The organism is Paractinoplanes brasiliensis (assembly GCF_004362215.1).
Taxonomy (GTDB): Bacteria; Actinomycetota; Actinomycetes; order Mycobacteriales; family Micromonosporaceae; genus Actinoplanes; species Actinoplanes brasiliensis.
Genome location: NZ_SNWR01000001.1, coordinates 2,485,121 through 2,498,552, shown reverse-complemented (window position 1 = coordinate 2,498,552; position 13,432 = coordinate 2,485,121). Strand labels below are relative to the sequence as shown.

Here is a 13,432-nt window from a genome sequence, read left to right as displayed (position 1 = left end):
TGTCACAGGCGGACTCGGGCCCGGGTGTGCTTGGCCTGTCTTCGGTCACCTCCGCGCCGGGCCTCTCATCACCCTCACTGGCGAGCGCACAAAATAGGAAATTTCCGGATTTGCTTGACACGGCCTGTGCGGAGTGTGAATCTATAAACACGCAGCGTCATTGGTGATCGGGGGGTCCCACGGACGCGCGCGGTACCAAACCGGGGGGATGAACGGGGCGGCGGGCTCAGGCTCGTCGTCCCGTTCGCTATGCGTCCTGACCTCGTACGACCGTGCCGCATCCCTGGATCCGCCCCGGCCGACCCGTCCGTAGGGGACTGCATTGGCCGAGCCGGGCGCGCGAGCGGGTCCGGCCGAGCGCGTGACCGCCCCGGGGGATGGGGTGCTGCGCACGAGCAGCCCGATGGTGTTTGCCGCCACCCCGCACCCGTCGTCCCGTTCCATTACTTCATGGCCTCTGACCTGCGGGTAAGTACATACCGTGCGTCGCCGGCCGCAGCCTGCGACCGTTGTGCCGTTATGGTGTTCGCGTGGCCAGGGCGACCTCGACGGCAAGACGTGAACTCGGCAACGAGCTCAGGCGCCTGCGTGGGGAACGCCGGGCGGCCGATGTGGCCACCGCCCTGGGCTGGTCGGAGAGCAAGCTGAGCCGGATCGAGACAGCGCACACCGGCATCAGCGAGCCCGACCTCGATCGTCTTCTCACTGCCTACGGCGTACGGGTTGAGGACCGTCAACGACTGCGGGACCTCGCGCGACGGGCGCGGGCGAGGGCGTGGTGGACGCCGTACCGGTCGTCAGTGCCCGACCCGTACGACGAGTATGTGGCTCTCGAGGCCGAGGCCGTGCTGATCAGCGAGTGGGAGACCCAGGTCGTTCCGGGGCTGCTGCAGACCGACGAGTACGCGCGGGCGGTGATCGAGGTCGGGGCCGATGTCGGCGCGGCCGAGACGATTCAGCGGCGGCTCGCCCTGCGGATGGCCCGGCAGGCCGTGCTCACCCGGGAACCGCCGCCCACGCTCCGGCTGGTGATCGACGAGGCGGTGCTCTTCCGTCAGGTCGGCGGGCCCGAGGTGCTGCGGCGTCAGCTGGCGCGCCTGGTCGAGGCGTCCGAGCGGCCCAGCGTCGAGCTTCTGGTGCTTCCTTTCACGGCCGGTGCGCACGCCGGCATGACCGAGCCGTTCATGGTGCTGGAGTTCGAGGTGGGCACCCGGGCTCCGGTCGTGCACAGCGAGGGGCTGACCGGGGGCCACTTCCGGGTGAAAGCGGCCGAGGTCGACGTGTATCGCGACGCCCTGTCTGACCTGCGGGAACGCTGCTTGTCGGCAGAAGACAGCCGAACGGTTATCGCTGAAAGGGAGGAAGCGCTGCGCCTCCTGACCGCTTCGTGAGCTGAAATGGAGCTGCATTTCATCCTTGGAAGGGGACACACGATGCAGGACGCCACTCTCACCTGGCGCAAGAGCACTCGAAGCGGAGCCGCCGGCCACTGCGTCGAGGTTGCCAACGTCCCGTCAACCGTGCTGGTGCGCGACTCGAAGGACGCCGCCGGTCCGATGCTCGCTTTCGGCGACGCGGACTGGGCCGGCTTCATCGCCGGCGTGCGGGCCGGGGAGTTCGACCGGCCCGGCGCCTGATCCCGTACGACCGATCAAAAACGGGCGGTCCCGCACGGGGCCGCCCGTTTTTCTGCGCCTATGCTGGTCGTGATTTACACAAGATCGCCCCCGGGGTACATGGTGTTGGGGAGGACAGTGCAATATTGGACCGCATGAGAGCCCGGGTACTCGTCGTCGATGACGATCCAGCGCTGGCCGAGATGCTCGGCATCGTCCTGCGGAGTGAGGGTTTCCTGCCTTCGTTCGTCGCCGACGGTGAGCGCGCACTGGCCGCCTTCCGGGAGAGCCGGCCCGACATCGTCCTGCTCGATCTGATGTTGCCGGGCATGAGCGGGATCGATGTGGCCCGGGCGATCCGCGCCGAGTCCGGCATTCCGATCGTGATGCTGACCGCCAAGAGCGACACCGTCGACGTGGTGCTGGGGCTCGAGTCCGGCGCCGACGATTACGTGGTCAAGCCGTTCAAGCCCAAGGAGCTGGTGGCGCGGATGCGCGCCCGGTTGCGTCGCGGTGAGGACGCCGCCCCCGAGATGCTCACCATCGGGCCGCCCGGCAACCAGATCACCATCGACGTCCCGGCGCACACCGTGTCGCGCGACGGCGAAGAGGTCAAGCTCACGCCGCTCGAGTTCGACCTGCTGGTGGCCCTGGCCCGCAAGCCGCGTCAGGTCTTCACCCGCGAGGTGCTGCTCGAGCAGGTGTGGGGTTACCGGCACGCGGCCGACACGCGGTTGGTCAACGTGCACGTCCAGCGGCTGCGGGCCAAGATCGAGCCTGATCCGGAACGCCCTGAGATCATCCTGACCGTCCGGGGGGTCGGCTACAAGGCGGGCACCGGTTAGGAGTTCGAGGGGCTAACCTTGCCGCGTAATGCGTGCTCCGGCTTGGCTTCCGCTCCCGTTGCGCCGCTTCCTGCGGGTCGTGCGGCGATACTGGCGTGTCCTCGTGCGCCGGGTCGAGGTGTGGTCGTCGCCGGCTCGCCGGGCCTGGCGGCGATCGCTGCAGCTGCGCGTGGTCGCGCTCACCCTGGTCGCGTCCAGCCTGCTGGTGGGCGCGTTCGGCTGGTTCATCGCCGATCGCAGCGCCAAGATCCTGCTGAGCCGAGCGCAGGACGAGGTGCAGGTTTCGATGCGCAACCGGGTGGCGTACGCGGAACAGCAGCTCACCATCCACCCGCAGGCTCGCGACCCGCAGCTGCCCAAGACGTTCACGCTGATCGTCAACCAGCTGGGCGACGGCGACCCGGCCGAGTCCGGCGGCTCGGTGGTGTCGATCCGCGCCGAGGAGTATCCCGAGCTGGCCGCGGTCACCTCGCCCAACATCCCCACCGACGAGCTGATCTCGCGTGAACTGATCCGTGACGTGGCCGCCGAGGGCAAGGTCGCGCGCCAGATCGTCACCGCGAGGGTCAACGACCGTACGACGAAATACCTGATCACGGGCTCACCGGTGCCGACCAGTTTCGGCCACGTCGAGCTCTACTACATGGTGCCGCTCACCACCGAGGACAGCGCGGCCAACCAGATCCGGACGACGGTGCTGGCCACCGGCATCGCGCTGGTCCTCATGCTCGGCGTCATCGCGGGGCTGGTCACCCGGCTGGTCGTGACCCCCGTACGCGTGGCCGCGCGCACCGCCCAGCGCCTGTCGGCCGGCCTGCTCGACCAGCGGATGAAGGTCGACGGCGAGGACGACCTGGCCCTGCTCGCCGCCTCGTTCAACCAGATGGCGGCCAACCTGCAGCGCCAGATCGTGCGCCTCGAGGAACTGTCCCGCCTGCAGCGCCGGTTCACGTCCGACGTCTCCCACGAGCTGCGGACCCCTTTGACCACCGTACGCATGGCAGCCGACCTGATCTTCGCCGAGCGCGACGAGTTCGATCCGGCCGTCGCGCGCAGCGCCGAGCTGTTGCAGGCCGAGCTGGACAGGTTCGAGAGCCTGCTCACCGACCTGCTCGAGATCAGCCGGTTCGACGCCGGGTTCGCCGCGCTCGACGCCGAGCACACCGACCTGGTGCCGATCGTCGAGCGGGTCGCCGACCGGCTGTCCGGCCTGGCCGAGCGCGTGGGTGTCGAGATCGAGCTGCGCGTTCCCGACCAGCCCGTGATCGCCGAGGTCGACCCGCGCCGGGTCGAGCGGGTGCTGCGCAACCTGGTCGGCAACGCGGTCGAGCACGGCGAGGCCAAGCCGGTGCGGGTCACGCTGGCCAGCGACGACGCCGCGGTGGCGATCACCGTGCGCGACCACGGCATCGGGCTCAAGCCGGGCGAGGAAAGGCTGGTCTTCAACCGGTTCTGGCGGGCCGACCCGTCACGGGCCCGGCAGACCGGCGGCACCGGCCTGGGCCTGTCGATCAGCGCTGAGGACGCCCGGCTGCACGGCGGCTGGCTCGAGGCCTGGGGCGCGCCGGGCGAGGGGGCCCAGTTCCGGCTCACCCTGCCCGTACGGTCGGGCGATCGCCTGCTCGCGGCGCCGCTCCCGCTGATCCCGCGCGACCGGGCGCCGGGCCGGCCCGACGAGCCGGCCGGCATGCCCGCGGAGTCCGCCGAGCCCCAGGCCGAGGTGGTGTGATGAGGCGCCTGCTCTGCGCGGCTGTCGTGGTGGCCACTCTGATGGCCGGCGGCTGTGGCATCCCCGACGAGAGCGACGTGACGATCGTCGACAACGGCCCTTCCGGCGTGCTGCCCAACGGCGGCGCCGACGAACCGCCGGTGCAGCCCCGCCGCGAGGACAACGGCGAGCCGAAGACCCTGGTCAGCAACTACTTGCAGGCCGCCGCGGGCGACCCCGAGACGGCAGCAGCCCGGATGAAGGCGTTCCTCGCCCCCGACAAGGCGGCCCGTTTCCCGTCGGGCAGCGACATCAAGGTGGTCCGCGAGACGGAGGCGTCGCTGCACAGCCCTGGCGAGTCCGAGGTCTCGATCACGATCCAGGTGGTCGGCACGCTCAAGGCCAACGGCGTGCTCGAACCGGCCGCCCCGAGCGATTCGGTGTCGTACACACTGCGGGTGGGCCCGGTGTCCGGCCGCGACGGGCAGTTCATTCTCGAGGCGCCGCAGATGCTGATGATGACCGACGTGGCGCTGCAGGAGTACTACTCGCCGCGCACGATCTACTGGTGGAACACGGCGAACACCGGCCTGGTGCCCGACGTGCGATACATGCCGCTCAGCGTGCCCAGCGTGCAGCAGCCGACGACGGTGCTGAACTGGCTCACCGGTCCGCCGGCGGCCTGGCTCGACGACACGGTCAACTCGCTGCCCCAGGGCACGCAGGCCTCCGACAACGTCACCATCAGCGGCGACACCTTGCGGATCAGCCTCAACGCGCAGGCCGTGCCGCAGGGCAGCGACCCCGGCGCCCTCGACCGCCTGCGGCGGCAGCTGCAGTGGTCCATGCGGCCGCTGACCACGAGCGTCATCGAGATCAAGATCGGTCACGACGACGCGGTCAGCACGGAGAACGGCGCCTATTTGGACAGCAACGCGGCGTACCGGCTGGCCGATGTGCCCGAGAGGTTCGCGCTCTACGGCTCGTCGATCCGCCGGCTCAAGGACTCGCCGCACGCCTCCGACCCGGTGCCGGTGATCAAGCCGGCCGCCAACAAGAACATCACCTCGGCCGCTCTGAGCTCGTCCTCGACGCGGGCCTACCTGGCCGTGGTGACCGGCGCGGATGACGCGCGCAAGCTGCGGGTGGCCCAGGCGCCCCTGGGTGAGATGGCCGACCTGCAGCCGGTGGGCAAGCTCACCGGCGACCTGGGCACCCCGGTGTGGGCGCAGACCCCCGACGGGGACGAGCCGTCGGCGGCCGTTGGCCTGATCACCATGGGCGGTCAGGTCTACACCTTCGACGCGACCGGCGGCGCCGCCCGGCGGATCGACTGGCCGAACCCTCCAGGCCCGGTCACCAGCCTGTCGGTGGCCCCCGACGGTCACCGTGTCGTGCTGGTCAGCGGGGACAGGCTCTACCGCGCGGTGCTCAACACCAGCGGCGACGAGATCACCCTGAGCGATCCGGAGCGGGTGCACCCGCCCGACCTCAAGACGGTGGCCGCGGCCGCCTGGAACAGCGAGTCCTCTCTGGCCGTGGCGGGCATGCGGACCAACAACCGGTACGCGGTTCTCGACGTCACGGTGGACGGAACGCTCGCCACGACCCGCCTCGGCGACATCGGCGCCGAACCGGTCACCTACTTGACGGCGTACCCGTCGACTCCCACCAATCCGGAGCGGCTGGCCTCGGAGTGGTACGTGGCCGGCGGCGACGCCTGGGATGTGCTCAGCGAGCCGGTCCTGTTGCGACCGGAACATCTGGCCGACGTGACCCCGCAGCCCGGCGTCGACGCCACGGCCCCCTTCTTCATGGACTGAGCGGGCTCAGCTTGACCGGACTCCTCGGTGACCTCGCCGACCTCGTGCTCCCGGCCCCGTGCGCCGGTTGCGAGGCCGAACGGGTGCCGCTGAGGTTCGGCGTGTGCGCGAGCTGTGCCGCCGGTCTGGAAGCCCTCAAACCCTTCCGTACGGCCCCCGAGCCCCCGCCGCCCGGCATGCCCCGGTGCGTGGCCGTGGGGACGTACGAGACCGCTCTGCGGGGTGTGCTGCTGGGTTACAAGGAAAAGGGGCGTCACCGGCTGGCCGGACCACTCGGCACGCTGCTCGCCACGGCGGTGGCCGCGCTCGCCCCGCGCGGGACACCGGTCGCCTTGGTCCCCGTGCCGTCGACCGCCGCAGCCGCGCGGGAACGGCACGGCGACCATATGCGGCGACTGGCCGCACAAGCCGTGCGTCGCCTGCGCGCTGCCGGTTGGGACGCTGGCGTCAGCCATCAGCTCGAAGCGTTACCCCGCCCTGACTCTACGTCACTGAGCGTGGCCGGTCGGCGTGCCGCAGCTGAGGATTCCCTGCGAATTCGGCGGGCCCGAATCGGCGTTCGGTGGCGCGCCGAGTCGCGACGAGGCACCCTGGTGATAGTCGACGACATCGTCACCACCGGCGCTACTCTGGCCGCGGCGACGGGTCGGCTCGAGGAGGCGAAGATGCAGGTCGCAGGCGCTGCTGTTCTTGCTGCCACCCCTTTGCGTAGATCATCCGCGGTCGGTTTCGACGTATTACCACCTGGGGGTACTGAAAAGGTGGAACGTCGGGGATCTGGTATCCCGAACGAGGGGTGACGCGAGAGCATCGGCACGTTAGCGTCTTGGTGACGAGGGTATGAGTGCCGTCTCATCCCGCCTGAGCCGGAGGCGCAGCGTTCCGCGAACCGCCGCACCGGAAAGGAGTCGTCTCAGTCGCGATCGGTAACGCCCGGTGAGCCGGCGTCACCGCAAGCCAGTACTTCACGCGTCGCAGTTCGGCGCCCCCGCCAGCACCCTCTCGCAGGGGCGTCTGCAGAACAGAAACGTTGGGGGAGGTCACGAGTGGACATTGTCGTCAAGGGCCGCAACGTAGAGGTTCCCGACCATTACCGGGAACACGTCGCCGACAAGCTGAGCAAGGTCGAGCGTTACGACCAGAAACTGATCCGGGCCGACGTCGAGCTGTTCCATGAGCGCAATCCGCGCCAGTCCGACAAGTGCCAGCGAGTCGAGATCACCGTCATGACGAGAGGCCCGGTCATTCGTGCCGAGGCCTGCGCCAAGGACTTCTACGCAGCCCTGGACTGCGCCATCACCAAGCTCGACGGCCGGCTGCGGCGTTCCGCCGACCGGCGCCGGGTGCACCGGGGGCGGCACACGCCCCGTTCGGTGGCGGCGGCCACCGCCGGCCTGCCCACCGACCTCAGCCTCGCCGCGCAGGCGGCCGAGGAAACGTCATCGGTAGCCACCGCCCTCGCGGAACACGACGAGGACCAGCCGTGGCGGATCGTGCGGGAAAAAGAGCACCCCGCTGACCCGATGACCGTCGACGACGCCCTCTTCCAGATGGAGCTCGTCGGCCACGACTTCTATCTCTTCCTCGACAAGGACAGCGGCCGCCCGAGCGTCGTCTACCGTCGCCGCGGCTACGACTACGGAATCCTGTCGCTGGAGACCACGGGCTAGTCACCCATCAAGCCGAGGGCCTTCGGTCAGGAGGTCCTCGGCGAGGAGGACGAACTGCACGTCGTCGTTGCGCGTCCCGTCGGGGCCGGGCAGCCGCGAGCGCAGCAGAGCCTCTCTGTGGAAGCCCGCCTTCTCCAGCACCCGCTGCGAGCCCACGTTGCCCGGAACGGCGCCCGCGATGAGCCGGACCACGTCCGTCTCGGCGAAGACCCACAGGGACACCAGCTGGGCGGCCCGGGTGGGAAAACCGCGCCCACGGTACGCGGGCAGCATGCTGTAGCCGATCATGGCCTGCTGCGTGTGCGGGTCGTCGTAGTAGACGCCGATGTCGCCGGCCGGCTCCCCGGTCGCCGCGTCCTCGATCACCAGGTCGGCGCGGGTGCCGGCCAGCCAGTGCGCCTCGGCCCGGAAGCAACGCCGGCGGATGCGCTGCGGTGTCGGCGCGACCGGCGGCACGCTCGTGGCCACCACGTCCGGCTGGCCGAGCAGCTCGGCCAGGAAATCCGTGTCGCCCGGACCGAGCGGGCGCAGCCGTACGACCCCGTCGGTGAGCTCCGCGCCGGGCAGGTCGGGCAGCAGCCGGGGCACGGGTTCGCCGGAGTCGGTGGCGAGGCGGGTGAAGACCACCATGTCCTCACGGCTGTCGTCGCGGCCGGGCTCGGCGCCCCGGCGTACGCCCTCCCGGGTGTAACCGGCCGCCAGCGCGACTCGTTGGCTGACCGGGTTGTCCCAGTGGGTGAGCAGTTCGAGGCGTTCGAGCCCGTGACTCAGGGCGTGTGCGCTCAGGGCCCGCAACGCGGCGGAGGCGACCCCGCGCCGCCGTGCCCACGGGCCGACCCAGTAACCCACCTCGGCCTGCCGGCGGGACGGGACGACCTTGTCGAACCCGATGCCGCCGAGCAGCTCGTCGGTGTCCGGATCGGCGATCGCGTAGAGCGCGCCGCCCTCGGCGAAGGTGGCCGCGACACGCTCGGCGATGTAGCGCTCGGCGTGTCCGGTGGTGAAGGGTCGTGGCATCTGGGGGAGGAACCGTTGCGAGATCGGATCGTCGAACCCGGCCGCGAGCGCGTCGGCGTCGTCGGCGCGAAACGCCCGGAGGCGTACCCCTGTGCCGTTGATCTGTGCGATGGTCACGCCCTCTCTCCTCGCGGCTTATCCTGCCCGAAGTCCTCCGCTCTGAGCGAACTTGATGCGAAGTTTCACACCATTTGTGCGGTTAACCCAGGGCTCGGGTCACAGCTTCGGCCGAAGGGTGCCTACGATGGTTCGGCAGACTGTCTAGGGGAGCGCTGACCCGTGTCGATATTGGAAAAGGTCCTACGTGCCGGCGAAGGCCGTATGGTGCGCCGGCTCAAAGCGATCGCGGACGCGGTCAATTCGATCGAGGACGACTACGTCGACCTCACCGATGACGAGCTGCGTGAGTGCACCCAGCAGTTCAAGGAACGTGTGGCGGACGGCGAGTCGCTCGACTCGCTGCTGCCCGAGGCGTTCGCCGTGGCGCGTGAGGGCGCCAAGCGGGTGCTCGGCCAGCGAGCCTACGACGTGCAGCTCATGGGCGGCGCGGCGCTGCACTTCGGCAACATTCCCGAGATGAAGACCGGTGAGGGCAAGACCCTGACCGGTGTGTTCCCGGCCTACCTCAACGCGTTGAGCGGCAAGGGCGTGCACATCATCACGGTCAACGACTACCTCGCCCAGCGCGACGCCGAGTGGGTCGGCCGGGTGCACGTGTTCCTCGGCCTCACGGTCGGCGTGATCCTGCCGAACCGGCCCGCCGCCGAGCACCGCGAGGCCTACCTCTGCGACATCACGTACGGCACCAACAACGAGTTCGGCTTCGACTACCTGCGCGACAACATGGCGTGGTCGAAGGACGAGCTGGTGCAGCGCGGGCACAACTTCGCGATCGTCGACGAGGTCGACTCGATCCTCATCGACGAGGCGCGCACCCCGCTGATCATCTCGGGTCCGGCGGAGCACTCGCAGCGGTGGTACGGCGAGTTCGCCTCCATCGTGGGCCGGCTCCAGCGCGGCAAGGACGGCGAGGGCGACTACGAGGTCGACGAGGCCAAGCGCACCGTCTCGATCACCGAGCGCGGTGTCGCCCGGGTCGAGGACCGCCTCGGCATCGACAACCTCTACGAGTCGGTGAACACGCCGCTGGTGGGCTACCTGAACAACGCCATCAAGGCCAAGGAGCTCTACAAGCGCGACAAGGACTACATCGTCGACGAGAACGGCGAGGTCCTCATCGTCGACGAGTTCACCGGTCGCATCCTGCACGGCCGCCGCTACAACGAGGGCATGCACCAGGCCATCGAGGCTAAGGAAGGCGTCGAGGTCAAGCAGGAGAACCAGACGCTGGCCACGATCACGCTGCAGAACTACTTCCGGCTCTACGACAAGCTCGGCGGCATGACCGGTACGGCGCAGACCGAGGCCGGCGAGTTCAACAAGGTCTACAAGGTCGGCGTCGTGAGCATCCCGACCCACCGGCCGATGATCCGCATCGACCACCCCGACGTCATCTACAAGACCGAGAAGGCCAAGTTCGACGCGGTCATCGAGGACATCGCCGAGCGGCACGCCACCGGCCAGCCCGTCCTCGTCGGCACGGTCTCGGTCGAGAACTCCGAGATCCTCTCGACGCTGCTGCGCCGGCGCGGCATCCCGCACAGCGTGCTGAACGCGAAGTTCCACGCGCAGGAAGCCACGATCATCGCGCAGGCCGGCCGCAAGGGCGGCGTCACGGTCGCCACCAACATGGCCGGTCGTGGCACCGACATCCTGCTCGGCGGCAACCCCGACTTCCTCGCGGCCAACGAGCTCGCCCAGCGCGGCCTCGACCCGGTGGAGAACCCCGAGGAGTACGCCAAGGCGCTCGAAGAGGTCCTCCCGGTGTGGAAGGAGGCTTGCGAGGCTGAGGCGGCCGAGGTGCAGGCGGCCGGTGGCCTCTACGTCCTGGGCACCGAGCGGCACGACTCCCGGCGCATCGACAACCAGCTGCGCGGTCGTTCCGGCCGGCAGGGCGACCCGGGCGAGTCCCGGTTCTACCTGTCGCTGCAGGACGACCTGATGAAGCGGTTCCGCGCCGGCGCCGTCGAGGCCGTCATGGAGCGGTTCAACATCCCCGACGACGTGCCGATCGAGTCCAAGATGGTGACGCGGCAGATCCGCAGCGCCCAGACCCAGATCGAGGGTCAGAACGCCGAGATCCGCAAGAACGTCCTCAAGTACGACGAGGTCATGAACAAGCAGCGCCAGGTGATCTACGCCGAGCGCAAGCGGGTCCTCGACGGCGAGGACATGCACGACCAGGTGCAAGCCATGATCGACGACGTGGTCGCCGATTACGTGCTGGCGGCGACGAGCGAGGGCTACGCCGAGGACTGGGACCTCGACCAGCTCTGGACCAACCTCAAGCGGCTCTTCCCGGTCACGGTCACCATCGACGACCTCATCGAGGAGTCCGGGGGCGACCGGCAGGCCCTCGACCAGGAATTCCTGACCGCCCAGCTGAAGAAGGACGCCCAAGACGCGTACGCCGCCCGCGAGGAGGAACTGGGCACCGAGGCGCTGCGCGAGCTCGAGCGTCAGGTGCTGCTCAGCGTCATCGACCGCAAGTGGCGCGAGCACCTCTACGAGATGGACTACCTGCAGGAAGGCATCAACCTGCGGGCGTACGCCCAGCGCGACCCGGTGGTGGAATACCAGCGCGAGGGCTTCGACATGTTCAACCAGATGATGGAGGGCATCAAGGAGGAGGCGGTCGGGTTCCTGTTCAATCTGGAGGTCCAGGTTCAGGAGCAGCCCACGGTGACCGTCGACCCGAGCAAGGCGGTGCCCCTGCCCGCCGGCGGCGTGATGACCGACGCCGGCAACGAGACCGAGTCCGACCGTGTCGCGGTGCGGGCCAAGGGGCTCGGCGGCGAGCGTCGTCCGCAAAACCTGCAGTACACCGCTCCGGCCATCGACGGCGAGGCCGGCGAGGGTTCCCCGGTGATCCAGCGCGAGCAGCAGCAGGCGCCGGCGCTGGGCATCGGCCCCGGCGGTTCCCCGGTGCCGGCCGGTCCGGCCCACACCTCGAACCGGCGGTCGGCGCAGGCCACCGGCCACGAGAGCAACGGGCCGTCGCGTAACGCGCCCTGCTACTGCGGTTCGGGCAAGAAGTACAAGCGCTGCCACGGCGCCCCCGGGGCGGCCTGACAGCAGGGCTCTCAACGGCCCGCCGGCGATGTTCTCACCGGCGGGCCGTTTGCTGTCCGGCCCGTGGTTCAGATCAGACGCAGGAGCGTCGCGCGCCAGGCGTCCTCGTGCAGTTCCAGCCGCAGCGCCAGGGCCCATGTGCGCTCCCCGGTCAGCAGGGCCACAGCGGCTTCGACAGCGCCCGGGCGCGGCTCGCACAGGCGTACGTGAATGACCGCGACCGGCGCGACCCGGCTCGGTTTCCGGCGGTGGCCCCGCCGCACATCCGCCACCCTGTGGGCGGCCGCCATCCCCTGAGCCACGACCGCGGAGGCCTCCATCGGGCGCGCCAGGCGACGCAGGTGCGCGGCCGGACGGTGACCGTTGAAGACCTCGACGCAGGCCCGGACGAACCGGCGGACGGCGAGCTTGGCGTCGGCCGAGGCGCCCGCGATGGGGGAGCGCTGCGGCAGGGCCGGCTGTTCCTCACGTTTCTCGCCCGGCTTGCGGGTCGACGGCCAGTCGAGGGCGAGCTGCTGAGCGGTGGCCCAGACGGTGGGCTCCAGCTCGTCGTCGAAGGGTGGCTCGCAGCGTGGGGTGGGACGGAGGGTGATCACAGTCCGGGGGCCCTCGAGCGTTCCTAACATCGCCGCACCGCCTCACTTCGAGTTGACCTTGCGTTTGCTTTCGTTTGCCTGTGACAGGGATTCTGAGCAACACGCGGCTAAGGGGTCAACGCGGGCGGAGATCGATCTGAACCAGGCGGGAAGACGGATGAATCGGACGGCGGAGGAGGGGGTGGCGCGGGCGGGCGCTACTCGGGCTCCGACGCGTTGAGCGGATTCTGCGCCACCCACGCGGCCGTCTCGGCGTACTTCTCCTCGATGTACTGCTCGAGGCGGGCGCGCTCGACGCGCCACTGGCCACGGCCGCCGATCTTGATCGCGGGCAGCTCGCCGCTGCGCACCATGTGATAAACCTGCGACTCCGAGACGTTCAGTTCGGTGGCGACGTCGGGCAGCGGGAGGAAACGTGGCTCGGCCATGGTCGTACCTCCTGTATCGCTTCGACTGCCTGAGTTTGCCACCGTTTCACTGCGGTGGTGAGATGCCTCGCCCGGTGAGCGGGCTCGAATAGACCACGCTGGTGGTGACCGCGCCGAGGCCGGAGATGCGGCCCGTCACCTCCTCGAGGTGGCGCATCGAGCGGGTCAGCACCTTGAGCACGAAGCAGTCCTCGCCGGTGACGTGGTGCGCCTCGACGATCTCGGGCGTCGACTCGAGCAGCGCGTGGAACGGCCGATAGTTGCCCGTGGGGTAGCGCAGGCGGACGAAAGCCATCACCCGCAGACCGAGCCGTTCCGGGTCGAGCGCGGCCCGGTAACCCGCGATCACGCCCGCTTCCTCGAGCCGCCGGATGCGCTCGGCGACGGCGCTGGGGGACATGGCGACGGCGCGGGCCAGCTCGGCGAACGAGGAGCGGCCGTCCTTCTGCAGTTCGGTAAGCAACTGCCAGTCCGTCCGGTCGAGCGCGAAATCCGTCGTCATGGCGGCCATTGAAGCGCCTTTCCCCGGTCGTACAC

The 13,432-nt window shown here is 69.5% G+C and carries 12 protein-coding genes and 1 pseudogene; 9 read left to right on the top strand and 4 right to left on the bottom strand.

Annotation, left to right across the window (positions count from 1 at the left end):
* Nucleotides 1-530 precede the first annotated feature (530 nt).
* From C8E87_RS11055 to hpf, 7 genes are all read left to right on the top strand, one after another.
* Nucleotides 531-1,391, top strand: coding sequence for a helix-turn-helix domain-containing protein (locus C8E87_RS11055; protein WP_133873006.1), 861 nt, complete (start codon nucleotides 531-533; stop codon nucleotides 1,389-1,391).
* Nucleotides 1,392-1,433: 42 nt separating this feature from the next.
* Nucleotides 1,434-1,637, top strand: coding sequence for a DUF397 domain-containing protein (locus tag C8E87_RS11050; protein WP_133873005.1), 204 nt, complete (start codon nucleotides 1,434-1,436; stop codon nucleotides 1,635-1,637).
* A gap of 134 nt (nucleotides 1,638-1,771) precedes the next feature.
* Nucleotides 1,772-2,461, top strand: a complete 690-nt coding sequence (gene mtrA, locus C8E87_RS11045; RefSeq protein WP_089293161.1) for an MtrAB system response regulator MtrA — start codon at nucleotides 1,772-1,774, stop codon at nucleotides 2,459-2,461.
* Nucleotides 2,462-2,489: 28 nt separating this feature from the next.
* Nucleotides 2,490-4,190 carry an MtrAB system histidine kinase MtrB gene (gene mtrB, locus C8E87_RS11040; protein ID WP_133873004.1) on the top strand — a complete coding sequence of 567 codons (1,701 nt, stop codon included), beginning with the start codon at nucleotides 2,490-2,492 and terminating at the stop codon, nucleotides 4,188-4,190.
* Nucleotides 4,190-5,992 (top strand): LpqB family beta-propeller domain-containing protein, encoded by a 1,803-nt coding sequence (locus C8E87_RS11035; protein ID WP_133873003.1) that lies wholly within the window; start codon nucleotides 4,190-4,192, stop codon nucleotides 5,990-5,992. Before mtrB ends, C8E87_RS11035 begins: the two co-directional genes overlap by 1 nt.
* Nucleotides 5,993-6,168: 176 nt before the next feature.
* A complete protein-coding gene (locus C8E87_RS45450) occupies nucleotides 6,169-6,792 on the top strand; it encodes a ComF family protein (protein ID WP_341771755.1) in 624 nt (207 codons plus the stop codon).
* Nucleotides 6,793-7,038: 246 nt separating this feature from the next.
* Nucleotides 7,039-7,662 (top strand): ribosome hibernation-promoting factor, HPF/YfiA family, encoded by a 624-nt coding sequence (hpf, locus tag C8E87_RS11025; RefSeq protein ID WP_133873001.1) that lies wholly within the window; start codon nucleotides 7,039-7,041, stop codon nucleotides 7,660-7,662.
* Here the strand turns inward: hpf and C8E87_RS11020 are convergent, their stop codons facing one another.
* Nucleotides 7,663-8,796 carry a GNAT family N-acetyltransferase gene (locus tag C8E87_RS11020; RefSeq protein WP_133873000.1) on the bottom strand — a complete coding sequence of 378 codons (1,134 nt, stop codon included), beginning with the start codon at nucleotides 8,794-8,796 and terminating at the stop codon, nucleotides 7,663-7,665.
* Nucleotides 8,797-8,958: 162 nt separating this feature from the next.
* Between C8E87_RS11020 and secA the strand changes: the two are divergent.
* Together secA and C8E87_RS47085 are read left to right on the top strand one after the other, a co-directional pair.
* Nucleotides 8,959-11,473 (top strand): annotated as a pseudogene (secA, locus tag C8E87_RS11015) (preprotein translocase subunit SecA); the annotation flags it as partial.
* 56 nt (nucleotides 11,474-11,529) lie between these two features.
* Nucleotides 11,530-11,871 carry an SEC-C metal-binding domain-containing protein gene (locus tag C8E87_RS47085; protein ID WP_498368239.1) on the top strand — a complete coding sequence of 114 codons (342 nt, stop codon included), beginning with the start codon at nucleotides 11,530-11,532 and terminating at the stop codon, nucleotides 11,869-11,871.
* A 68-nt stretch (nucleotides 11,872-11,939) separates the two neighbouring features.
* Here C8E87_RS47085 and C8E87_RS11010 read toward each other — a convergent pair whose 3' ends face one another.
* From C8E87_RS11010 to C8E87_RS11000, 3 genes are all read right to left on the bottom strand, one after another.
* Entirely contained in the window at nucleotides 11,940-12,497 is a 558-nt protein-coding gene (locus tag C8E87_RS11010) for an Rv3235 family protein (RefSeq protein WP_133872998.1), read from the bottom strand.
* A 167-nt stretch (nucleotides 12,498-12,664) separates the two neighbouring features.
* Nucleotides 12,665-12,895, bottom strand: a complete 231-nt coding sequence (locus tag C8E87_RS11005) for a helix-turn-helix transcriptional regulator (RefSeq protein ID WP_133872997.1) — start codon at nucleotides 12,893-12,895, stop codon at nucleotides 12,665-12,667.
* 46 nt (nucleotides 12,896-12,941) lie between these two features.
* The gene (locus C8E87_RS11000; protein ID WP_133872996.1) at nucleotides 12,942-13,397 is read right to left on the bottom strand and encodes an Lrp/AsnC family transcriptional regulator; all 456 of its coding nucleotides are present in this window, start codon (nucleotides 13,395-13,397) and stop codon (nucleotides 12,942-12,944) included.
* Nucleotides 13,398-13,432: the final 35 nt, after the last annotated feature.